The following is a 24,417-nucleotide window of genomic DNA, read 5'->3' as shown; positions in this document are numbered from 1 at the left end:
GTTGGCGTTCTCAATCTCGAAGAGGGAAAAACTGCGCCGCATCAGACAGCGAGTGCAATAAGGTGGTGTCTTCTGGTGAACCTACCCACACAGCCATGGCGCTGAAGTTGTCCTGTTGACCCCCCTGCGGTTGGCTGTTTTTGATAATTTGTTGCATCAGGGTCAGCCACTCTTCTGGCGTATTCACCATATGCAATGATTGCTGCATTTGTTCCAGCGTCACGCCATGCCAGAAACCATCCGTACACAGCAAAAAGGCATCCCCATCCTCAATAGGCACCACATCGCTGTAACTGGCATCCCGCTGTTCATCGCCCATGCCTAATGCAAAATAGAGCAGGTTACTGTTAATGCCTTCTGTCTGGTGCCCGGCATCTTTCATTTGTTGAATCAGGCTGTGGTCGGTGGTCACATGGTAGAGATAGCCCCGACGAAACAGGTAAAGCCGACTGTCGCCTGCATGCGCCCAGTAGGCCAGTTCATAGTCTCTGTCGATAAACAAACTCACCAGCGTGGTGCCCATCCGGCTGTGCTGACTGTTTGCCTTTTGCTGTTGCCGAATGGCGCCATTGGCATAATTCACGTAATCGCGAATGGTTTGCGCATCGAGATGCGCATTGCCATCAAAGGCTTCCATCAGGCTACTGCGTGCAATTTTTGCTGCAACGTCACCGCCGGGAAACCCTGCCACACCATCACACACCACAAAGCAAGCCGAACGCTCGCCGATGCTCTCACCGGTTTGATCCTGATTGCTGGCGCGGTCGCCCTGATTCGACGTGGAAGCAGTAGAGATATTCATGCGTCATCCGTGTGGGTTTGTGAGTCTTTATACTGATTTACTTCCATGTCGTACGCGTGCAAGAAGGCTTCACCAAACAAGGTATGGAAGTCATCTTCAATTTCACCGGCAGTTTCGCCATAGCGCTGGATAAAATGCTCCCACAGCGCGGCTTTACGGCTGCCGGGTAGTCCAATGCGCGATACGGAACCGTTTTGACGCGCTTCTTCTTCGAGCTGATCGGGGTTAAAGGACTGCAGCATGGAAGCAATAATGGCGCGAATACCGGCAATCATGCCCAGCTGGTGCGCCTGAAGATCGATTAGCGCGTCACGCACGGCCTGGCGTGGCGGCATAAAACCTGGCATACGGCTGCCAAACATCTGCATCAATACGGTTTTACCCGACGGCAGGAGCTTAAACGGGTTGTTAGCATCATCCAGGATCACGGTCATGTCGGCTTTTACACCGCGTTTTAAAATCGACCGGGAAGACAGCAGTGCCACCGTTCCCTGCGAGAACATGCTGAGCATCTGGCCGAACTGCCGCATCTGCTCACGATCGAACTGCGGTGTCGGTTGCAGATCCTGCAGGCCCATACCTTCCAGCAGTGCATCCAGCAACTCGCCCTTTAAGGCATCACCGCTACTGGCGTTGCCACTCTGCTCGGTCCCACCGCTGTTATTGTGCGAGGCAACCGGATCGATGCGCAGCCGCCCTTTTGGCGTGGGCGAAGGCGTGCGTTGCACCGCCTGCGGTGTTGGCAAGGTAATGCCGCCGTAATCAATCGGGCTTTGCGCTCCTTCAGGCTGGGCAGGCTGCGGTTGAGGATCGAAAGCGGGATCGTGAGTGACCTGCGTTTCCGTGTGATCAAACAGCGGTGAACTGCTTAAATCAGCCAACTCAACCGGTGCAGTATCCAGGATATCAGGCATCGGCTGGTGATGAGGTTTCTGCTGTAATGGCGCCGCTTGATGGGGCTCTTTCTGCTGTAAGGGTGCAGACTGATGGTTTTCTTTCGGCTGCGATGGCGCAGCCATAGGTTGCGAAACCGGCATATCTGGCTGAGCCAGCGGCACTGCACCGCTCATCATTAACCCCAGCGGATCGTCATGATGACGCGGGTCCGGCGTGGCCTGGCTGCCAAACAGATTTAACGGGTCCACGTCCGTGGAGGTTTCCTCTATTTTGGGCTGCCCTTGCGCATTTTGTTTTGCCGACAAGGTGCTGGGCGTGCGGTCATCAAAAATGCTTTCCTGAGCAAACAGTGCATCCTCTTCATCAAACAGGCTACTTGTCTTAGGTTGCTGACCGATATCCAGCGGTTTATCGCTCATTAACTGAGCCAGCGGATCTTCGGGATTACGGTTTGCCGCTGTAGAGGTTAACGGATTTGCCTCCGGCATTTCTGGCGCAGCACTTTTACGTTTCGATAAGTCATCAGAAATTGAAAACTCTTTGGCAAGGCTGTCCCAGATCTCGCTGGGAATGGCAGCCGTGCTGGCAGCCGGCGCCTGTACAGGGACCGCATTGGGTACGGGCTGCGGCTTAGGTGCGGCTGCAGCGGTCAACGGAGGCTGCTGCGATTGCTGCTCGCCATTAAGATCGTTAACCAGCAGGCGATAGTCGTCGATGCCGAGAATATCTCCGTCCTGCAACTCCACCTGACGTCCACGCTCAAGCGGGATGTCATTCAGCAGCACGCGCGTAACGTTACCGCGGTTGGTCAGGCGACATTCGCCCTCTGCAGTAATATGCACGATAGCCTGCAGGCGAGAAATAGTGCGATCGTCGTCGGGCAATATCAGATTATTATCCACGCCTCGACCGATAGTGCCGCCTGGAGGAAGAAAATCGAAACTGATTTGCGGCGGTTCATGGCCGGGTTTAGCGGTTATTATCGTAAAGCGCATCACGGATTCCTGCGGTTAGCTGTTCGACATCTATATCGCGCGTCTCTCGGGGAGAAAGGCGGGATATAGAAGCGTAGTCAATGGTACGGAAGATAAACGCAACCCTAATGTTGCAGATAGCCATCCGTGAAAGTTAATCGTAGGGCATTTCTGATAATTCTTTCGTGCGTAACTCATCAAGCCTGGCGACGCACTCGTTATTAAATACGGTGTGCGCATAACTTCTGCATAAGATGAAATTAAAAAAAGCAGATAAATGGAAGCTACATTCCGAATATTTCACCTCAAACTTCATTACAATTTTTCACTTTTCAAATGGAAGTCAATATTAAACCCTGTCATCTCATGCTCTTTTTTAAATCTTGCCGTGACATTATTTAAGAAAAGGCTCTTTGATAAGCAAAACATTCAATCATGAGACATTAAGATTATTACTTTAAAAACCGGCAATAAAAATGAAAAGGATGTAGCTTTGCAATACACCCTTTTCATTTATGAATAAATCATTTTAGCCTTAATGTCATCATGATTGCATGATGTGAGAGTAAAGAAATGATTAATACTTTATTTTGAGGCTTCAACCAGTTCAGAAACCCGACTCTGCATTTTTTCAGAGAGACACGACGCGTCACCGCCACATTCATTGCGCTTTTTGATCCAGTTACTTTGCGCAGAACGAAGCGTGGCGAGTTTGTCTTTGACATCAACATCAATACTTTTTATTTGTTTTACAGCGATGCTATAGGCTTGTGCAACACTCTTATCCCAGCCGGAAAGCTCAACGTTGCTACAAATAGCCTTCTCTGTATCTGATGAGGTTTTCGCACAGTCGAATGAGGGTGCTGGTTTAGGATTAGAGGGCAGTTTTTTTAACAACAAATAAGTTTGTGAATTCCAGTTGGTAAGAAGTTCATTATTGTTTTTCTCAATAATCCAGTTACCAACTTTTTCACCTGAAGGGCCAAACATGCCTGATTTACAGGTGACTTCATAAGCACTTACTGGATCTTTAGCCGATAAAGGTAATCCGTAATCACTTGCAAGATTATTGTTCGACTTTTCATCCTCACCTGCAGTAAGATTAAGCAACTGACCTGCCGTAACAGATTCTTTTTTATTATAAGAAGGTGAATCACATCCCTTCGCCACCAGAATTGATCCAGAAATACCTTTTTTGTCGAAATTTATGATTCGGCCAACTAGATTTGGATCATCACTAATAATATCAGGTCGTGAGGCGTTATTACTGTTCACATAGACGTTTTTAACAACCCACTGCCCATTTGTATCGCTTTCTATATTTCCGTTGGCGTGGCAAGACGTCATAACCACTAAACCACCTAAAAGGGTAGATACAAGCAAACCTTTATTATTGTTCATACGTCATAAATCCCTTCTAGATAAAGTTTAACTTCAGAGTTACGTCTGTTAACCAGACCTTTAAAGACTTTACCACCGCTATAGATTATTTTTTTAATCATCGCCATTGCATCACCAACATTTCCGTTGTTAATGTCATTGGTCACTTTATTTAAAACACCGCCAGAGTTGTATGCAAACGAAACCAGTGCATCAAACTCATATTGTGTTAAGGGGACTGTAATCCTGTTTTTTATTAATGTTTCATAATGTGGAACAGTCAATCTCAACAAATCAGTTTCTTGCTGCCTTGTTAAATCTATAAGATTTTTGTTTTGCACAGCAAAATCGGACGCGTCTTTATGACTTTTAGTTGCCCCCTCAGCCGCTTTAGCAGCAGAAGTTGCATCAATGCCGATAGAAATAAGTTTTTGCTTTATCTCACTTTGTGTTCTTTCAAGCATGTCGTAGCCAGCACCTAAAGTCACACCGCTTTTACCTCCAGGCCAATGCAAGTGATTACTGACGCCGCGCAAAGACTCTAATTTAAAAAGTGCCTGAATCCCACTTTCCGACAGTTTCATTCCGCTAACATACTGCCGTCCCTGAACACCTTTTAACGGAGGCGGAGGAACGGGAGCTACAACTCTTTTTCCTAGTGCTTCCCAGGTTTTTCTTCCAACAATGCCGTCTGCATATAATTTATTATCAGTTTGGAATTTTTTTACGGCTAACTCTGTATTTTTACCAAAAACCTTATCTATTGAGACTTTATAATTTTTCTCTCCAAGCATTTTTTGTAAAACTGCAACAGCATCACCTCGATCGCCTAAGCGTAAGAGCGTCATATCAAAATTCCTTTTGCATGCAATTGAGTTTATTTAAAAAAGCAGCCCCTTTCAGGGCTGCCATATCATTACGCTTCTTTATTCTCTTTGATATTCCAGCCAGCGCTGCTTTCTGCACCTTTGCCACCGGAAGAACTCTGCTCCCAGTACTGCTGTTTCACTTTCGCAGCCTGGAATGCATAGGTTACGCCCAGCGTATCGTCGTGCTCAGAGCCCACGAACTGTACGTTGGTGACCAGCACGTCTTCCAGGGTGATGCGGGTATACTCGATTTGCGTACCGCCAGCCTTGCAAACTGAAACTTCAACCTTAGTGACGTGCTTACCACTGGCACAGTTTTTCAACAGCGCAGTGACAGCCTTGTCGATTTTGGCATTAATGTGCAGGTCGTTGAAGTTTACTTTACCAGCACCGCCGCCGCCGCCCACGCTCATATTACCCGGCTGATTAGCGCCCCAGGAGAAAGAGGTAATATCAATCCAGCCGGTATGGTTTGAATCTTTAGATTCACCAGTAATACCGTCTACCTTCAAATACATATCAATAGCCATAATATTTACTCTTCGTTATGGAAAAAGTTGTCGCTTTCGAAAAAGCATCTATATGGCAAAGAGAAAAGCATGGGGCTGAATAAAACAGTCCATATTTTACTTTTGCCTCGACTCGGGAGGTTGCTACAGGCTCTCCGAAGTATCCCACCACAATTAACCGCTATAGCAGGAGATTTTTTTGCTGTATTCGTATTTCAAATTAATGTCATTGTGCAAAAAGCCATGACAATTATGGGGCAACCCGATTATGTTGCGCACTTTGTTTCAAGAAAATTACTCTGCTGGAACAAAGTCAAAAAAAACGATTAAAGAAGCCCAAATAATTTTCAGCTCGCCAAAGTCGACGTTTTTATATTTTAAACACAGGTCGATCATTATACTGATAAATCTATGATGAAAGCTTCCAGCCATTCGCCAAAGACATCACTTTAGGAAAAGGTTTATTCCGCTTCATCAGCATAATCAAAGTGTGAGGGACGACATACATCAGCCATTGTTTTATATACGGCATGTTTTCATGCTTTAGTGCATTTGCTCGCAACAAGCACGCTCCGAAGAGCGTGCTTAGCGTTTCAACGATTAGTTTTCGTTCGACTTCAGCGAAGGCAGTTTCGATACCAGACGCAGCGAAACGGTTAACCCTTCCAACTGGTAATGCGGACGCAGGAAGAATTTCGCGGCGTAATAACCTGGGTTGTCTTCCTGCTCTTCCACATTCACCTCTGCAGCAGCCAGCGGCTTACGAGACTTGGTTTCCTGAGAAGAGTTAGCCGGGTCACCATCGACATAGTTCATCACCCAGTCGTTCAACCAGCGTTCCATTTCGTCGCGCTCGCGGAAGGAACCAATCTTGTCGCGCACAATACACTTCAGATAGTGAGCGAAACGGCAGCAGGCGAACAGATAAGGCAGCCGCGCTGCCAGACGCGCATTGGCGGTGGCGTCAGCATCGTGGTACTCCGCAGGTTTTTGCAGCGACTGGGCGCCGATAAAGGCGGCAAAGTCAGAGTTTTTGCGGTGAACTAACGGCATAAAGCCATTCTTCGCGAGCTCGGCTTCGCGGCGATCGCTGATGGCGATTTCCGTTGGGCATTTCATGTCTACGCCGCCGTCATCGCTTGGGAACGTGTGGCAAGGCAGATCTTCAACCGCCCCACCCGACTCCACGCCGCGAATGGATGTACACCAGCCGTACTCCTTGAAGGAACGGTTGATGTTAGTCGCCATGGCATAAGCCGCGTTGGTCCAGCTATAGTTGCTGTGGTCGGAACCGTCGGTCTGCTCTTCAAAATCAAAGCTGTCCACGGGGTTGGTGCGAATACCGTAAGGCAAGCGAGACAGGAAGCGCGGCATCACCAGGCCCAGATAGCGCGCGTCTTCAGACTCGCGCAGGCTACGCCAGGCAGCATATTCGGTATTCTGGAAGATTTTGGTCAGATCGCGTGGGTTTGCCAGTTCCTGCCAGGATTCCATCTGCATTACGCTTGGTGCTGTCCCGGTGATAAACGGACAGTGTGCTGCAGCACCGATACGCGCCATTTCGCCCAGCAGCTCGACATCCTGCGGGCTGTGATCGAAATAGTAGTCGCCCACCAGGCAGCCAAAAGGTTCACCACCAAACTGGCCATATTCCTGCTCGTAGATTTTCTTGAACAGCGGGCTCTGATCCCAGCCCACGCCTTTATAGCGCTTCAGGGTGCGGCTCAATTCCTGCTTGGAGATGCTCATAAAGCGAATCTTGAGCATCTCATCAGTTTCGGTGTTATTCACCAGATAGCTCAGACCACGCCAGGCGCTTTCCAGCTTCTGAAAGTCATCGTGGTGAATAATCTGGTTTACCTGCTGAGACAGCTTTTCGTCAATCTCAGCGATCAGTGCCTGAATGGTGCGGTAGGCATCGCTGGACATGGTCACGGTGTTTTCCAGCGCCTGCTGCGCCAGGGTTTTTACCGCGCTTTCTACAGCTTCGCGTGCCTGGTCGCTTTTAGGACGAAATTCTTTGTTCAGTAACGCGCTGAATTCATCCTGACTAAAGCTGGCGCCGCCCTGCGATTGTGGTTGTTGAGAAGTCTGGTTCATTACTGCTCCTCCTTACCTTCAGGGGTATCCGTTTGCTTAGGCACGTGTGACAGCGCCTGCAGCAGTGTCGGATCCTGTAAAATCTTGCCGATCAGCTCTTCGGCGCCGTTTTTGCCGTCCATATAGGTCAGCAGGTTGGAGAGCTGGGTACGTGCTTCAAGCAGGCTGTTTAGTGGATCGACTTTGCGGGCAATGGCATCAGGAGAAAAATCGTCCATGCTTTCGAAGGTCAGATCGATGTTCAGTTTGCCGTCACCGTTCAACGTATTGTCTACCTGGAATGCCGCACGTGGCTTCATGGCTTTCATACGCTCATCGAAATTGTCGATGTCGATTTCCATGAATTTACGGTCGTCAACGCTGGCCTGCGGCTCCAGCGGTTTACCGGCTAAATCGGCTAAAACACCCATGATGAATGGCAGCTGAATTTTACGTTCTGCGCCATAGACTTCCACGTCATATTCAATCTGAACGCGTGGCGCGCGATTGCGGGCGATAAATTTCTGCCCACTGGACTTCATTGTTGGCATGGTTCTCTCCATAAATAATGCGCGGGTATAGGCTCGCAGGAGGCGCGCAGGTCTCGCTGCGTAAAGGCTTGACTGTTAGCTTAGTCGCGGCGTCCAAAAATGTTTTCTAACTGATGCACACCATCGGGCGCGAGATCGCGAATGATGTCCATAAAATCGAGTTCGATAAGGCGCTGTACCCTGTCAATCATCAGCGGTGCCGGGTGGCTCGGCTCATGCTGACTAAAGTACTGTTTAACTTTTTCCAGCATAAGTTGGGCTTCTGCCCGCGAATTCAGTTGGGCACTGCGCCAGTCGGTAGCCGCACGTGGTGCAGCGACGCTGGGCTGCTGCTCCGTTGCGGGTGCGGATTGCATCGCCGCCGCCAGGGAGTGTAACGATTCCATATCCGTGGCCTGACAGCGCTCATTCAGCATTGCCATGCTGCGTTGCAGCTGACTCATATCCGGCAAGGCCGTTTCATCCAGCTTTTCAATCACGATGCGGCGAATATTTTGCAAACGCTCGGCAATGTTTTGAATCGCTGCGATGCCCGGTTGTTCCCCTCGTGCCAGTTCGTCATTCAGACGCGGCAGTCCACCCGGATAATCTGGCACCTCTGTTTTACTGCCGTCACACAGCGCCGAAGCATCACGCAGCGTAATACCGTCGGACGCATAGCGCATGAGCCATGACTGACGAACGGCGGCCGTAAGTGCCGACTGATCGCCCAGCACAGCCAGCGCGTTGATGCGGTAAAACGGATCGTGCTCGCCGTCTTCTTCAAGGCGAGGCCAGAGCGGTTCCCAGAACTGCAACATCGCCTGTTCAATCAGTTGCAGGCCCTGTGCATAGCCCGGTAACCCTTTCAGGCGCGTCCAGGCATGTGTCAGGGTCAGCATGACACGCAGGTCTTTGCTGCGGCTCATCAGTTCCAGCGCAAGCTTTTCAACTTTGTTCCAGTCCGCTGGCTCAGCCGGAATAATGGTGTTACCGAACTGCTGTTCGGCTTTTCCCACGCTGGCCTGCTCCATCGCCTGAAAGTCCGCGTCGTACTCCAGGTTTTCACCGCACGGATTATCGTGGCTTACCGGTATCAGCAACGTGTCAATATCAATACTCATCCGCTTCGCCTCAGGATTCAAACATCGGGGGATAAAGTCCGTTTCGTCCCGGCTTCGCACCGCCTGCCGGATCAAACAACAGGGAAAATAACTGCGCGGTTAAGTTTCCACTGTGGACATGGGTATAAAGCGGAAAACCGTCGCTCTGATTCGTCCACCAGAAACTGGTCTGGAACTGCGGATCAAAGCTTTGGGACGGCAGATGCCAGCTCAGTGTTGAATCCTGTTCACCGTTGCCGATCACCGCCAGAATATCTGATGACGCCTCATCCTGCTGAGGCTGCGGCAGTGGAATGCTCAACAACGCCTGATCAAACTGTTCGGGCGTACCGCCATCCTGAACCGCCCGCAATAAGGTATTTCCCATCTGGTGATACCAGTCGCCTGAACGCGTCAGCAACAAAGGCATCCACTCCGCTGGGGTAAAATAGCGGAGGGCACAGAGGGGATAATGGCGACCCACGCTATCGCGTGCGGCCGTCAGACAGCCAATTTGAATCAGTTGCGTGCCCAACATCGGTGGTACCACAAAATTCCACACCGGGGCTTTAAGAAAAGCCCGAGAAGGCGCATTTTCGCCTTCAGCACTGGTCTTCCAGTGGTGCAATCCCACCTGAAACCAGTTAGACCACTGGCGCTGCAAGGTATCGGGAAAGCGTCGTTTAACAAAATCACCCGAACTAGGCAGTTTGCCGTACCAGCCAGGTGCTGCGTAATGGGTCATAGTCAGGTCCTGTTTCAGGGACAGCTAAATGCGGGTAGCTGGAAAGGATTACGAATGCTGCCTGGCGTGAATGACAGCGTCACATTATGGCCGTCCACACTAAAGCTGGCTTCGCGAGTCAGTCCACCTACCGACGTCACCCGGGCGCGATCAAAGAAGCGATTAAGCGCCCATGGGCCGCTGGTGGTCAGGGTTGAGGTCGTGCCGTTCGTTAGCCCCAGTTGCATGCGCACCTGGCTGGTTCCACCTGGTCCGGGCCAACTCACTAACTGCACTGCCTGTGGTCCATGACTGTAGCGCAAAATCTGTCCATCGACATCCAGCGTCATATTCAGGATATCGTTATCCATCTTCACCGTCCGTAACGTGACGCGGAAGGATGGCGTAGTGGCTCCATTGGCAAAGAAGGCGTCGCGAATCGACTGCGCCTGCTGGAAAGGACGCAGCAAGGCTTCGCCACCTGGCAAGGTTTTGCCATCAATGCCGGGCGTGAAGCGCCATGCCGCACGGGTGGTATCCACTTTGCTGGCCAGATTATCGCGGAAGAAGCTGTCCATCAGTCCGGTGCCCGGCGCAAACATGCGCGCCAGGTCATCAGGCGTGACTTCGCTGCGTGCATTCCGGACCAGCGGGTAACGGCCTGCTATCGCCTGACGGCAGAAGCTGCCGACTTCCATGGTGATGCGCTTGCGAACGTTATCCATGTCGCGACGCTGTGCATCGCTGCTGGCGCCCACTGCCATGCCTGACACCATATTTTGCAGTGAACCGGGCAAACGTCCGGCGCTGGCCTGCAAACGGCTAATGGCATCACTCGCCGGCGGTGGCATACCGCTATTCGCGGCATCCTGCACGGCAGTGAGATAGCGATAGAGATCGTCGATCTGCTTAAGAAAATCATCAACGGCCAGGACCTTACTGCCCTGCTGTAACGGCTGTGCCAGCTCGATGACAGGTGCAAAGTGCGCGGTCACCGCCTGCTCAGGCGTTTGCTGCACCACCGCCTGCTCGCCGTTTGCGCGCGGAGAGGTAAACAGTGCCTGCAGCGTTCGTGTGGCGCTGTTATCCGATGACGCGGCCGTATCTTTGGCATTCTTGTCTTCAGGCTGCGCCCGGGTGAGCGTGAGCTGTTTGCTCAGGTTAATCACTAACTGCCGCAGCGGCGAATGATTCCCTGACAGCAGGCGCGCCGTATTAATACGTTGGGTCAAATCGGCGCTGCTGTTGAGTTGAATATCGCTGAGAAACTGCTCCCACTGGCGGATGTAATCCTGAATATAGAGCTGGCGCACCGCAAGGTCGGTTTGTTTGCTGTCTTCATGGGCCGTCTCTGCACCCAGCACCCAGATATCGTCTTTGTAGAGCGCATCCGTGACCGGCGCGATCTGTTTATCCACATGGTTCCAGTAGCCGTCTGGCGTAAAGAGCCCGGAAACACCTTCATTGACAGACTTACCGCTTTTACGGGAAAACACCAGTTCACTTTGCGGTCCACCCAGCGCGGACAAGGTAACCGGTGACATTGAGCCATCGCGTTCCAGCAGGCGTTTCAGGCGTCCGTAAACGCGCTGTGAAAGCGGCATCTGACTAATCAGCGCCTGCTCGCGCTTTACCAGCGCATCATCCTTCGCATAGGGCGAGGACTGAATCTGCGTTTCCAGTAGCTGTTGCAGGTGCCACGCCAGCTGTTTCACCTCAGCCTGAGTCACGTCCTGCGGCAATTCACGCGAGATGTTTAACATCATCCACGCCTGAAGAAACTTACCGTCATAGTGTTTTGGCTGGTACAGCATCTGATAAGCCTTAAGCGCCTCATAGCTGTAGTCAGCGTCACTTCCCGTATCATTGCGTAACCAGCGGGTGATATTCTGCGCAACCTGCGGCATCAGCAGCTGTTTCAGCGCCCTTTCGTACAAGGCCTGGGTCGCATCACTGACTTCCGTTCCGCGATATAGCCCCATCCGGCGCGTGAGCGGCGGATGCTCCAGAGAAAAGGAGGCGCTTTCAGGCAGGTGCAGCAGCGTATTGAGGTAAGGCACCAGTGCAAAGAGGTTGCCGTTCACCTCTTTTTGTAACTTGTCACCGAGCTGCTCAACCTGGGGGCTTTTCGCCGCCATCTCCTGCAGGTAGGTTTTGTTTTTGTTATAGCTCACCAGCCACAGTGCACCGGCAATGAGTACGATAACCAGTAACGCCAGATAACCCGACCACAGGCCCACGCGGTTACGTAGCTCCCACCAGCGGTTACTGCCGGCCAGACCGGACTCCTGGAAGATGACATTTTCCAGCACGCCCTTAAGGAAAAAGCTCTGGCCTTTGTTTTGAGGGATCGGCGCGTCTTTATCCACTTTGTCCCAACTGCCCGACTCACTCTGCTGCTGGCCTGGCAAATGCAGGGCGCGCGTCAGTTCACCCATTACGCGGTCAAAGGGTAAGCCTTCCTGCGTACCGCTGGCAAAGTAGATGCCGCGCGGAGCGAACTGCGTTTCGAAATCGGAACGCGCAAACAGAATATCCAGCGCCTCAGCCAACTGAGGGCGCAATGCCGCAAACTCCTGTGGAAACAGGTAGCTTTCGGCACGTGCCTGGGCATCACTTTCCGCCAGCAGCACATCGGCAAGTCCGGCATCCAGGCGCTGCTGCAGCAGCGAATATTCCTGCTGAAACTGGCTGCTGAGTTCAAATTCAGCCGTTGATGCTTTGGCCCACGGAAAGGTAAAACCCCAAATCTGCTCGCGCTGTGCCTTATCCAGGCTGGCAAAATAGCTGCGGAACCCCTTTAACAGGTCGGTTTTGGTGACCAGGACATACACCGGAAAGCGAATACCGAGCCGATCGTGTAACTCCATCAGACGCTGGCGCAGCGCCACGGCCTGATTGCGCATGGCCTCGGGCGACTGTGATAACAGGTCTGCCACGCTCAAGGTGACGATGACGCCGTTAACCGGCTGACGGCCACGGTATTTACGCAGGAGGTCGAGAAACTGATGCCATTCGCCGGCATCGCGCTCCTGCTGGCTCTCCTGCGTGGTATAGCGCCCCGCCGTATCCAGCAGCACGGCTTCGTTAGTAAACCACCAGTCACAGTTACGCGTCCCGCCGATCCCACGTAGCGCAGCCTTACCGAACTTGTCCGCCAGTGGGAACTGCAAGCCGGAATTCACCAGAGCGGTGGTTTTACCGGCACCTGGCGCGCCGATGATCATGTACCAGGGCAGTTGATAGAGATATTGATGACTGAAGCGCTGCGCCCAGAAAGGCGCACCTTTGCTGCTCTGCCGCTGGAAGTGTGCTTTTTTCAGCATCTCAGTCGCTTCAGAGAAGCGGCTGGCCAGCACCTGATCTTCACTGGTCAGTCGCTTGCGGTCTTCTTCCGGCGTATCCGATTTGCTGGTTTCCAGGCTGGACATCAGCTTACGGTTGAGCCAGTAGTTATAGACACGCGGAATCGCCTGGCTCAGGCCCCAGACAACATAGAGCAGCGCAATACTGATTACGCGGTTCTGTTCTGACTCCAACGGACGGGAGTCCACAATCGAGAACACTGGGCCAATGACCCAGATAATAAACGAAAGTGCGGTGATACCGACAAAGCCCCAGGCCAGACGGCTGGTCAGTACCGCAAATAGTACATTCAGCATGGATTAGTTCCCTCTCGCCAGGCCGTTAACTTCAGCTTGCGTCGTATCAGGTGCAACCTGCAGCGTAATTTCAACACGACGATTACGCGCGCGATTTTCTGCACTGGTATTCGGCACCAACGGATGCGTTTCACCCCGCCCTTCCGCTTTAACGCGTGATGGTTTTGCCAGCTGTTTTTGTAACAGCGTCTGAACAGACTGGGCACGGGCCAGAGACAGCTCATAGTTGGAGGCAAATCGGGCACTGCGAATCGGTACGTTATCGCTGTAGCCCACCACCAGGATTTTCCCGCTGACGTTATTCATGGCTTCAGCTACGCGCTGGATAACGGCATCATAACGTCCGCGAACCTCTGTCGAACCGGATGCGAACAAGCCATCGCCTTTCAGCGTCACCACACTTTGATCTGCCTCATCGCGCACAGCCACCAGGCCTTCGTCGATTTCAGGTTTCAGGAATGACTTCAGGTTCAGTGACGGCGGCGGCGGCGGTGCCGGATTACGAATCTGCACTTCTGGCAGCGTCGTTTGGTAGATTTTGGCCAGCACGGGCGAGGTGTAATCCCCCAGACGCCAGTTCAGCACGATATAGAACAGGCAGGCAGCCAGGCCCGCCAGAGCCGCACAGGCCCACAGCGGAATCATGGGGCGCCAGAGTTTACGCAGAACCGGCTGATCGGTCGGATGCGGCGACAAGGCGGCGGCAAAGCTGCCCCTGACGCTCCTGATCATCTGCAACAGACGCTGTTTAATCGTATCCAGTTGCGAGCGTCCGTTATCCAGAACCCGATAGCGCCCTTCAAAACCAAGCAGTAAGCAGAAATAGATCAGCTCCAGTAACAGGATGTGCTGACGCGGGTTCTGCGACAGTTTCGCCAGCAACTGGAAGAATTTCTCCCCGCCCCAGGTTTCGTTGTGGAAGGTTACCAGTAAGCCATTACTGGTCCACACGCCACGGCTTCCCCAGGGCGTCAGTGCTGCGGCTTCATCAAGCGCCGTACACAGACAATAGCGCGCGCCAACGATCACCTCATAGCTCAGTCCGGACTGCTGGCAGGCCAGCTCGAAACGGCGGATCTGGTCAATAAGCTGTTGACGTAAACGTGCGGGATCGTCATGGGAGACGGAGTGACGAATCTGTGGAATCGCGTTAATCAGCGGATTCGCTGCAGCCACCAAACTATTCTGGTGGCTAAGATCCTGCTGAAAAGCATCACTGTTCGGTTTATTTTGTTCCTGCATCATGCCTGCTCAGTTTGAATTATTCTGACTGACTGCGAATGGCCCAGAACTCCATGTTCAGGCCCGGAAACTCACCGGCAAGGTGCAGCGCGAAGGCACCCGATCGCTCCATCTCCTGCCATAGCTCGCTGTTCTTATCCAGCTCAAAATAGCTGTATCCTGCGTGCCATGGGATCTGCGGTGGCGCACCCGGCATGGCTTTCAGGGCAAGGCCCGGTAGCTGCAGTTGGACGAGATCGCGAATTTTGGTGACGGGGGCGACTTTCATCTGCGCCGGGAAATGCGTTTTCAGCGCGTCGGCCGGGACGTTTGCTTTTACGGCCAGCACAAAACCGAATTCACGCACCATGCTGTTATCCGGCACGGTCGCCACATTCAGGCCGTGTGAGCGTTGCGTCAGCGGCAACTGAATGGCGCTCTCTTCCATCACCTGCGACAGGCCCTGACGGAGTAATAGCGTCAGGCGGGAGAAGCAGCCCTGCAGGTCGTCGTGGTCATAGAGAGGGAAAGCATCCGGCGTGCGCGCCTCTGTCCACGTTGCCAGCTCAGCAGCCAGCTGCAGCCAGTGGCTGTAGAGGGTTTCGGGATGTAATAGCGGCAGATGCTGCAGATGCGCATGAAGGCCCAACTGGCGGTTAAGCAACGCCAGCAGCATAAAATCAACCATATCCGCGCTGTTAAAGCGGCCCGTTCCGGGTGCGCGCTGGCTCAGCTGCTGGCTACGTTGTTGAATCATGCCGTGCAGGTCGGTCATCATGCTCTGAAGCGGACGACTGCCAGCCAGGGTTAACGTGGGAGGGATATAATCATTGTCTAAACGGATATGGTTGTCGCTGCGCTTTTCAACGATCTGAGCAACGCCCATCGCCGTCCATTCCGCCGTGAGATCCTGCTCCAGCATCAAGCGGAGGCGCAGCTTGCCAAACTGAACGGTGGCCGTTCCGACAGCCTGCGCATTGTCATCTTCAACTTCCGCTTCCCAGGCCAGATAGCGAGCCAGCGAATCAGGCGCGTCCTGAAACGTCACCGCCTCGCGACCATTGCGGCGAGCGGGAATGGCCAAAACCACTTTGGCGCGGTCGGTATTGCTGGGGACGTCCAGCGGCGCAGGGCCGTGTTGTGGCTGACTGAAGGCAAAAAACGTTCCATCCGGCAGGCATCCACTGGCGGCGATCAGTGCCAGTTTACCCTGCCGCAACAGCGCTTCATCAAATTCGAGATCGAAAAATCCCCAAACATAAGGGCGTTGCGACTGGCCCCATTCACGCAGCGAGCTTTGCAGAAAGTTTTCTGCCTGCTGGAAATGGTGAGGACGTAAAAACATCCCTTCCGCCCAAACAACCTTTTCGGCTCTGTTCATAATCATCCTTTGAAGACGGTTTTATTGCTTAACGGGACGCATGCCGGCATCGTCAACGATAATGTTGGCGTTTAATTCACCATCATTGCTTTTCCAGAACTGCCAGAACGAGCTGCTGTCACTGTCTGGGAAAGGCAGCGCAAGTCGCCACACCTTGCCATCCAGCTTTTGATATTCCGCCATGATGCCGATAAAGCGCGCGTCGGGGAGGCTTTTGGCACTCAGCGTTTTACTGAGCTGACCGGACATCAGGAAAAACTGCTGATTGTTGAGCAGCGTATTTCCCAGTGCGGTAGCGGGCTGATTCTGCAAAGTGAAGAAGTCGGCGGACATAAATTCTGCATCAGACGTCAGCAACATCACCCGGACTTTGAGTGGTGCGCCCGAATTGATGGAAGGATGTGCCTGAAAGTGCAGGTTGTATCGCGCAATATCAGGCTTACTGCTACTGCATGCCGTTAGCAGAAGCAGCAGGAAGGGCCAGATCCATTTTGCCAGGCCAACGCGAAAGTAAGTTTGTGCCATTTCTGTCCCTCCCTGCCCCTGACTTAGTTAATGATCCAGGTACCGTTATTCTTGTTCTGGCACGCCTGGCTGTTTCCATCTACAGAAACACAGGTTTTTTTCTTGGCGGCGGCACGCGCACGACGTTTCGGCTGATCGGCTTTAACGGTCTGATCGTACAAATCGCTTTTCACCACGGCGCGGAAAGGCACATAACCAACAACTTTTATCGCGCTGGTTGTGGCCTGAGCCGGTGCCGCTTTGCTGTCTGTGGCTTTGGCATCGCTGGCTGCTGCTGGCGCTTCAGCCTGCGCTTCTTCACCTAATGCCAGCCAGTTATTTTCAACCTGACCCACAACGGTGTAGGTTTCGCCGGTTTTCAGGGTTTCGACGACTTTGCCGCCGAAGTCCGGACGCGTCATCACCGATGCAGGATATAAAGCGCGATAGGATTCATTTAATGCGGAGAACTGCGCCGGCGCAGCAACGGCATGACGATGGATCAGGGTTGTGCCATCAACGGTGCTGCTCACCATTGTGTCATCAGTCATTTTTGGCGGTGTTTTACAGCCTGCAACAGCAAAGACAAACATCAGGCTTAATGCAATTCGAAAGTTCACCATTTTCTTCATATTTAGTTCCATTAATACCCAAACAAGTGGCCATTGGCCGGTGTTAAGCAAACCCTGTTGCAGAACGAGCGATGCTGGCTGCCATCTGGAGCCAATACACTGATTAACAACACAATTTGCCTGAATGAGATGAGGTAGTGAGTTTAAAATTTTCTATTCGATGAGAGTGAGCAGGTGTGAAACTGCCCATGAAACCTGATGACCGGAACAAGACGGCTGAATTCGCGGTTAAACATTCAGCAAACTGACAAATTCCTAAACGCAAACGTCATTAAGGCAGCCTGGTTAAGCGTTGCGCAAAACCGATTCACAAAGCTGAATCGTTAAGTTTAATAAGGCTGATTAATCGTTATAAGTGTGGGGAGAATGGCAACATCCTGCTTAAATTCCAGTCGATCTCACACAAATAGCAATAAATCAATGGCTTACAAATTAAACTGCAGCACCATAGCTACCGCACGAGCCTCAACATCCTGCTCGCCTGTGTAAAGTTCTTTTCCATTTCTTAACATCTTACACAGCTTTACATAATGCCTTAAAAAATTCAACACAGCCCCGAGCGAGCTTAAATAGTAAAAATATTAATGTATAGTATTATCTCAAACTTCAGGCACTTGTTAACCAAATGCTATCGACGCGATAAAAAACCCCGATTTAGCCCTGCCAGCCGCTTCGTTTAGATAATTAAACATTAGTAGTATGAATATTTAATCATGGTAAAAAGGGATAAAACGGCCAGCGAAGCGCCCTGAAGCTGATTTTCTTAAGTCTGAGATCGTAATTAAGTCAAATTTTTAGAAAACACGAAGCGTGTCATTTATTAAAAAACCAATAAATACAACAGGTTAAATATTTAAAGCATTGCTAAATTAAGAATTATCTTAAGTAATATATCGGGGAGCAGTGTTGGTTTTAGCCGCAAGCTGGATCAATAAAAGGCAATGTGAGTGATTTTAATACAGCCAGAGACTAAGCCGCGGTGGATTGCACAAGCGCAGGACGTGCCAATGGCCCGATGTGAACAGCGGTATGGGCTGAAATCACTCAGGCATTGAATGGCACAGTATTTATCGTCGCCACCTGGGTTAAAGCGGCGACAGAGATAACAAATCAGGAAAAGGAATTAGGATGGCCCGGCTTTCGCGATCATTTTACGGTAATTATTCAGCCATTTACCGCTGGTGAACCTTCCCCAGAAAAACAGCCCTCTCACTGTCCAGTCGAGGAACATGCCAAGCCAGACGCCGATGACGCCCATTCCCAGTTCAATGCCCAGCAAATAGCCAGCCACGACCCTTGCACACCACATGCTAAACATAGAGACGTACATCGTGTAACGTGCGTCACGCGCGCCTTTCAGCCCAGCCGGTAAAACCCACGACGCTGCCCAAATCGGCATAAACAAGGCATTGAGCCAGATGAGGTGTTTCGTGACATTTATCACTTCAGGATCGCTGGTATAGAAACGTGCCAACAAGCCCGCCAGCGGAACGGTCAGGGCCGCAACGCACGACAGGCAAATGGTTGCCAGCCAAAAAACATGCTTCGCCTGTCGTTCAGCCTGAAATACCTGGTATTTACCCAGCCGCTTTCCGGTGATGATGGTTGAAGCCGATCCAAGCGCGTTACCCGGCAGGTTAATCAGCGAGGCAACAGAAAACGCAATAAAGTTACCCGCGATCTCATTGGTGCCCATGCCAGCCACAAACACCTGGGTCAGCAATTTACCGCCGTTAAACAGCACAGATTCGATACTGGCAGGCACGCCAATGCTCAGTACTTCATAGAGTATGCTGCTGTTCCAGCGACGAAAATAGCTGGACAGCGTGATTTTAAGCGAAGCATTAAATCCAATCATTAACACATAAATAATGGCGAAAGCGCCGATGTAGCGGGTGATGGTTAACCCTAATCCAGCGCCGACAAACCCCAGTCCATCCCATGAAAAGCAGCCGTAAATAAGTACGCTACTGATCATGATATTGAGGATATTCATCCCGCCATTAATCAGCATCGGGATCTTGGTATTCCCTGCCCCACGCAGCGCGCCACTGCCGATTAGCGTGATGGCCGCTGCCGGATAGCTCCATGCCGAAACCTGGAGATAGCTCAGCGCCAGCGCTTTTACTTTCGGTTCGGCAGCGCCGGCAATGGCGTCAATAATCAGATGGCCCCAGAACTCAATCGCAATGACCAGAATTAGCGCCAAAATGGTCATCATCGCCAGCGACTGCCGCGTAGCGGCACGCGCCCGTTTACCATTACGCCTTGCCAGACTGAAAGCGACCACCACCGTGGTGCCCAGATCGATGGCGGCAAAAAAGGAGATGATGACCATGTTAAAACTGTCAGCCAGGCCAACGCCTGCCATCGCCTCTTTACCTAGCCAGCTGACCAGGAAGGTACTGAGCACGCCCATTAACAGCACGCAGGCATTTTCAAAAAAGATCGGGACTGCAAGAGGCGAAATTTCACGCCAGTACAGCGTGCGGTAAGAACGACGTTTGGGATACCACGCCGTGCGCTTAATCGCCTGCACCACTGCTACGCCGGGATTTTGCAAAGGAGTACCAAATATGAAGAAGTCGGGGAAAGAGTTCTAATGATGGTAGCCTGCGGGCAAATATGCAAAACGTTTTGCATTCCTGTTAAATCATCGTTACACACTTTTTTTACCTTTTTCCTCACCTCGTTGAATCATCGCGTTGCCGATGTCATCGCACGATCATGCCCGGAAGCGGCCCTCTTCTTTACCAAAAAGCGAAGGCAGGCGTCAGGTTTATCTGCATTTTGATGTAAACCCACGCACCAGCGCTAAGCCTCGCCTATAACTGGCGGCAGCAAAATGCGCTTGATCATAGATTCTTCACCAAATCCTGCGTTAAACCCGCTAAGCTTGGGGAAATTGTCGTAAGAACGTTAAAGGAGAGGTTATGCCAGCCCAACGGAAAAATCTGACACGCCAGCAGGCACTTGATACGCTTGAGCAGATGTATGATGAAGCCGTCAACGCTCTGCGCGCATCAATTAAGGCCTATACGGAAGAAGGCTCGCTACCCGATCCCGTTGCCCGCGCGCAAGGTCTGTTTGTTTACCCTGAACTACGCATTACGTGGCAGGGCGACGGGCCTCAGCAGAATCGCACCCGAGCCTGGGGCCGCTTTACCCATACTGGCAGTTACAGCACCACGGTGACGCGCCCTGCTCTGCTGCGCCATTACATCTCTGAACAGCTGGCCATGCTGGAAAAAGAGTACGAGGTGACGATCGACGTCGGTCCTTCGCGTCAGGAAATTCCCTATCCTTATGTCATAGACGGGTCCGATCTGTCGCTGGATCGCACCATGAGTGCGGGGATTGCGCGTCACTTTCCAACGACTGAACTGTCGCAGATTGGTGATGAAACGGCAGATGGTTTATTTCATGCCGATGCGACCTTTCCTCTGTCTCACTTTGACGCGTTGCGCACAGATTTTTCGCTTGCCCGCCTGCGCCACTATACCGGCACGGCGGTTGAGCATTTTCAACCCTTTGTCCTGTTTACCAACTACACGCGCTACGTAGACGAATTCGTACGCTGGGCCATTGAACAGGTTCGCGATCCTTCAACCCCTTTCGACAGCCTTGTGTGTGCGGGCGATGTCGTTCTGACGGCGAGTACAGAAGACAATGAAGCCATGCTGTCTGATCTGGCCTGGAAAAAGCATCAGATGCCAGCCTGGCACCTGACCTCACCCAATCGCCGGGGAATTACATTGATCAATATCGGCGTGGGCCCGTCCAATGCTAAAACAATCTGCGATCATCTGGCGGTCATTCGTCCTCACGCCTGGCTGATGATAGGGCACTGTGGCGGCCTGCGCGAGAGTCAGCGCATTGGTGACTACGTGCTGGCTCATGCATACCTGCGCGACGACCACGTGCTGGACAGCGTTCTGCCGCCCGACATTCCGATTCCAAGCATTGCCGAAGTTCAGCGGGCTTTGTATGACGCAACCAAGTCCGTGAGCGGTATGCCAGGCGAGGAGGTAAAAGAACGGCTACGCACCGGAACCGTTGTGACAACAGACGATCGTAACTGGGAGCTGCGCTATTCAGCCTCTGCCCTGCGTTTTAATCTGAGCCGGGCCGTGGCTGTCGATATGGAAAGTGCAACGATTGCTGCTCAGGGATACCGTTTCAGGGTGCCTTATGGCACATTGCTGTGTGTTTCGGACAAGCCGCTGCACGGTGAAATCAAACTGCCGGGCCAGGCAAACCGCTTTTACGACGGCGCGATTTCAGAGCATTTACAGATTGGTATTCGCGCGGTTGAATTATTGCGCGCCGAAGGTGATAAGTTGCATTCACGTAAGTTACGTACGTTTAACGAACCGCCTTTCCGTTAAACAATAATGAATGAAAAAGACGGTATTAATGCGAAAATCCTTCCCGTTAATACCGTCTCGTTAATTAAGACGATATTACGAATCAGGCCGCGTTCAGAACGGCGGTATTGATGAACCAGGCAAACACCGCAAGAATAGCCGGTACCATGAGCGTCCAGATAAGGCGGTTATTAAGGCTTTCAAAGCGTAAATCCAGTTTATCGAATCGTTCATCAATCCTGTCGAATCGCTGGTCCATGGCATCCATTCTCCTGTCCATCGCATCCAGTCGCCGATCGATACCATCAAGCCTGAGATCAATACCATTCAGTCTCATATCAATGCCGTCCAGTCTCTTGTCGATGCCGTCGAGTCTCTTATCGATGCCATCAAACCGTATATCCATTGCGTCGAGCCGAGCGTCAATGCCGTTAAATCTCACTTCATTAGCAGCGAATTCTTTGTAAACATCATCAAACTTCGCATTGATAATGTTAAAACTTACCTCGATAGCATTAAATTTATTAGTAAAATTGAATAAGATGCCATCGATTGCTGAAAGTTTGCCTTCGATGCTAACCAACCTGCCATCAACATCGTCAAACCGGATGCTAAACTGTTGGACTTTCTCTTCCAGCAGCGTGAATCGCTGAACCATTTCAACATGAAACACCGCCTGTTCCGCACGCAGAAGCTCAAGATCGGCTTTGGTCGCAAAAGCCATAGCCTGCCCGCTAAAAAGCGCCAGGTCGATTTTTATTTGATGGTTGTCTTCTTCAAGCCGCTCAAAGCGCGTCTCAAAATTTTCCATTTTTTTGCCTCCTGTCCAGCGATGACTGAGGGTCAAATGCGGATTACCGCGATTCCGTTTTCCATACAGATTGCCCATGAGCTTTTCCTGACAGGCGGATTAACTTAATCCATTAACGTAAGTCGCAACCTGCTTCAGCATTATTGAAGCAAAGTCTTGCGCAATAAACATTACCTGATTGAATAAAAAGGAAAAATAAAATGGGAATTGTTCTTTTCCTTTATTCACAATGTTGAGTCAAAGAATAAAAGCACGGCCGCGCGAAGAAAAGGGCGTAGATCGATATTCTGGAAGGGTGCGCACAATGATGGAAAATAACAGAGAAAACAACCGCAAACGCTTTTTAAGTTCTAATGTTAAAACCGTTACAGCATATTCAATATGCTGTAACGGTTGGATTAATCAGGCGCTCAGCCAGCCGAGCTTAATCACAAATAATACAGACAGAACAATCAGTGCCGCATTAATCTCTTTGGTGCGTCCGCTGAGCAACTTCACCACGGTCCAGGTAATAAAGCCAAAGGCAATACCGTTAGCAATGGAGTAGGTCAGCGGCATCGTCAGCGCGGTCACGGTTACCGGGGCAGCAGTGGTGATGTCTTTCCAGTCAATTTCGGCCAGCCCGGACGTCATCAAAACCGCAACAAACAGCAATGCTGGCGCGGTGGCATAAACCGGCACGCTTGACGCCAGAGGAGAAAAGAACAGCGCAAGCAGGAAAAGCACCGCAACCACAATCGCCGTCAGGCCGGTACGACCGCCTGCGCTCACTCCGGCGGCAGACTCGACATAACTGGTGGTCGTAGAGGTGCCCAGCAGCGAACCAAACAGCGCAGCCGCACTGTCCGCAACCAGCGCGCGTCCCATTTTGGGCACATTGCCCTGCTCGTCAGCCAGCCCGGCGCGTTTGGTTACACCCAATAGCGTGCCGGTGTTATCAAACACATCCACGAACAAGAACGCGAAAATCACGCTAATTAAGCCGACGTTAAATGCACCCGCAATATCCAACTGCATGAACGTTGGTGCGATTGAAGGCGGTGCAGAAAATACACCGCCAAATTTCGTCAGACCAATGCCCATCGAGATAAAGGTGATGATCAGAATGCCTATTAAGACCGCGCCCGTGACGCGACGTGCTTCCAGTACCACGATGATGATAAACCCTAACATCGCCAGTAAGGGGCCCGGCTTCGTCAGATCGCCAATCCCCACCAGGGTAGCCGGATTATCCACAACGATACCCGCGCCTTCCAACGCGATAATCGCCAGGAAGAGACCGATCCCTGCGGCAATACCGGCGCGCAGCGGCAGCGGAATGCTCTTGATAATCCACTCGCGAATCTTAAATATCGATAAGGCGAAAAAAATCACTGCGGACAGGAATACCGCGCCCAGCGCAATCTGCCAGCTGTAGCCCATGTGCAAGACAACGGTATAGGTGAAAAAAGCATTCAGCCCCATGCCCGGTGCCAGCGCAATCGGGTAGTTGGCAATCAGTCCCATTAACACCGAACCAATTGCGGCTGCCAGACAGGTCGCGACAAAAACAGCCCCTTTATCCATGCCGGTTGCACCCAAAATACTGGGGTTAACAAACAGAATGTAGGCCATCGCCAGGAAGGTGGTGATACCGGCGATGACTTCAGTGCGTACAGTTGTGTTGTGCGCTTTTAATTTAAATAGTTTTTCTAACATCATTATCTCTCGATGATAGAGACGTCACTCAGGTGCGCGTTCTCTTGCCAAGGTTATGGTCATGCTGTTTGTTGTGATACTGAGGGGCCGCCAGTGCTGTCGCATGCCAGCCCGACCACCCGAAATACGGTTTTCGCTTTCCTTTGTCACATGAGCAATTGCAAAGGCTAAAGCAATTGCTGTGCCAGCCCGATACGCAATCGATTACCTGGATACGCGTCAGCGAGCCTTAAGATAATTCTGAACCAGATCAGGGCGCGATTATGGTGCATTG

At 51.6% G+C, this 24,417-nt stretch carries 19 protein-coding genes; 2 read left to right on the top strand and 17 right to left on the bottom strand.

Features of this window, described 5'->3' with window-relative positions:
- Positions 1 to 10: 10 nt before the first annotated feature.
- From AAIE03_RS05620 to AAIE03_RS05600, 5 genes are all read right to left on the bottom strand, one after another.
- Positions 11 to 802, bottom strand: coding sequence for a PP2C family protein-serine/threonine phosphatase (locus AAIE03_RS05620; RefSeq protein WP_013026239.1), 792 nt, complete (start codon positions 800 to 802; stop codon positions 11 to 13).
- On the bottom strand, positions 799 to 2,694 hold the full coding sequence (gene tagH / locus AAIE03_RS05615) for a type VI secretion system-associated FHA domain protein TagH (protein ID WP_089517219.1): 1,896 nt from the start codon (positions 2,692 to 2,694) through the stop codon (positions 799 to 801). The genes AAIE03_RS05620 and tagH overlap by 4 nt, the downstream gene beginning before the upstream one ends.
- 564 nt (positions 2,695 to 3,258) lie before the next feature.
- Positions 3,259 to 4,074 (bottom strand): lysozyme inhibitor LprI family protein, encoded by an 816-nt coding sequence (locus tag AAIE03_RS05610; protein ID WP_194761350.1) that lies wholly within the window; start codon positions 4,072 to 4,074, stop codon positions 3,259 to 3,261.
- Complete coding sequence (locus AAIE03_RS05605; RefSeq protein ID WP_145394086.1) at positions 4,071 to 4,901, bottom strand: glycoside hydrolase family protein; 831 nt, start codon at positions 4,899 to 4,901, stop codon at positions 4,071 to 4,073. The genes AAIE03_RS05610 and AAIE03_RS05605 overlap by 4 nt, the downstream gene beginning before the upstream one ends.
- Before the next feature lie 68 nt (positions 4,902 to 4,969).
- Positions 4,970 to 5,452, bottom strand: coding sequence for an Hcp family type VI secretion system effector (locus tag AAIE03_RS05600; protein ID WP_013026243.1), 483 nt, complete (start codon positions 5,450 to 5,452; stop codon positions 4,970 to 4,972).
- A 69-nt stretch (positions 5,453 to 5,521) separates the two neighbouring features.
- On the opposite strand from AAIE03_RS05600, the gene AAIE03_RS05595 reads away from it, so the two are divergent.
- Entirely contained in the window at positions 5,522 to 5,761 is a 240-nt protein-coding gene (locus AAIE03_RS05595; protein WP_155270043.1) for a hypothetical protein, read from the top strand.
- 270 nt (positions 5,762 to 6,031) lie between these two features.
- Here AAIE03_RS05595 and tssC read toward each other — a convergent pair whose 3' ends face one another.
- The 10 genes from tssC to AAIE03_RS05545 all read right to left on the bottom strand — a co-directional run bounded on the left by tssC (position 6,032) and on the right by AAIE03_RS05545 (position 19,806).
- Positions 6,032 to 7,531, bottom strand: coding sequence for a type VI secretion system contractile sheath large subunit (tssC, locus tag AAIE03_RS05590; RefSeq protein ID WP_014593986.1), 1,500 nt, complete (start codon positions 7,529 to 7,531; stop codon positions 6,032 to 6,034).
- Entirely contained in the window at positions 7,531 to 8,061 is a 531-nt protein-coding gene (gene tssB / locus AAIE03_RS05585) for a type VI secretion system contractile sheath small subunit (protein ID WP_028715281.1), read from the bottom strand. The genes tssC and tssB overlap by 1 nt, the downstream gene beginning before the upstream one ends.
- Before the next feature lie 80 nt (positions 8,062 to 8,141).
- A complete protein-coding gene (gene tssA / locus AAIE03_RS05580; protein ID WP_014593987.1) occupies positions 8,142 to 9,164 on the bottom strand; it encodes a type VI secretion system protein TssA in 1,023 nt (340 codons plus the stop codon).
- Positions 9,165 to 9,174: 10 nt separating this feature from the next.
- Positions 9,175 to 9,888, bottom strand: coding sequence for a type VI secretion system-associated protein TagF (gene tagF, locus AAIE03_RS05575; RefSeq protein ID WP_029570221.1), 714 nt, complete (start codon positions 9,886 to 9,888; stop codon positions 9,175 to 9,177).
- A gap of 14 nt (positions 9,889 to 9,902) precedes the next feature.
- A complete protein-coding gene (tssM, locus tag AAIE03_RS05570; RefSeq protein ID WP_013026248.1) occupies positions 9,903 to 13,529 on the bottom strand; it encodes a type VI secretion system membrane subunit TssM in 3,627 nt (1,208 codons plus the stop codon).
- Between the two features lie 3 nt (positions 13,530 to 13,532).
- Entirely contained in the window at positions 13,533 to 14,774 is a 1,242-nt protein-coding gene (locus AAIE03_RS05565; protein ID WP_013026249.1) for a DotU family type VI secretion system protein, read from the bottom strand.
- Positions 14,775 to 14,790: 16 nt separating this feature from the next.
- Positions 14,791 to 16,131, bottom strand: a complete 1,341-nt coding sequence (gene tssK, locus AAIE03_RS05560) for a type VI secretion system baseplate subunit TssK (protein ID WP_110286603.1) — start codon at positions 16,129 to 16,131, stop codon at positions 14,791 to 14,793.
- A gap of 21 nt (positions 16,132 to 16,152) precedes the next feature.
- Entirely contained in the window at positions 16,153 to 16,656 is a 504-nt protein-coding gene (gene tssJ / locus AAIE03_RS05555; protein WP_013026251.1) for a type VI secretion system lipoprotein TssJ, read from the bottom strand.
- A 23-nt stretch (positions 16,657 to 16,679) separates the two neighbouring features.
- Positions 16,680 to 17,279: a hypothetical protein gene (locus AAIE03_RS05550; RefSeq protein ID WP_105088259.1), complete on the bottom strand. Its 600-nt coding sequence runs from the start codon at positions 17,277 to 17,279 to the stop codon at positions 16,680 to 16,682.
- Between the two features lie 1,111 nt (positions 17,280 to 18,390).
- Positions 18,391 to 19,806 carry an EmmdR/YeeO family multidrug/toxin efflux MATE transporter gene (locus tag AAIE03_RS05545; protein ID WP_024470994.1) on the bottom strand — a complete coding sequence of 472 codons (1,416 nt, stop codon included), beginning with the start codon at positions 19,804 to 19,806 and terminating at the stop codon, positions 18,391 to 18,393.
- A 394-nt stretch (positions 19,807 to 20,200) separates the two neighbouring features.
- Here AAIE03_RS05545 and AAIE03_RS05540 point away from each other — a divergent pair, with 394 nt between their 5' ends.
- Complete coding sequence (locus AAIE03_RS05540; protein WP_014593991.1) at positions 20,201 to 21,655, top strand: AMP nucleosidase; 1,455 nt, start codon at positions 20,201 to 20,203, stop codon at positions 21,653 to 21,655.
- 82 nt (positions 21,656 to 21,737) lie between these two features.
- Here the strand turns inward: AAIE03_RS05540 and AAIE03_RS05535 are convergent, their stop codons facing one another.
- Positions 21,738 to 22,523: a hypothetical protein gene (locus AAIE03_RS05535; RefSeq protein ID WP_498562858.1), complete on the bottom strand. Its 786-nt coding sequence runs from the start codon at positions 22,521 to 22,523 to the stop codon at positions 21,738 to 21,740.
- 324 nt (positions 22,524 to 22,847) lie between these two features.
- Entirely contained in the window at positions 22,848 to 24,146 is a 1,299-nt protein-coding gene (locus AAIE03_RS05530; protein WP_014593993.1) for an NCS2 family permease, read from the bottom strand.
- Between the last annotated feature and the right edge of the window lie 271 nt (positions 24,147 to 24,417).

Source organism: Pantoea sp. Ae19-2 (assembly GCF_059801205.1).
This window is presented reverse-complemented; position numbering and strand designations above follow the sequence as displayed.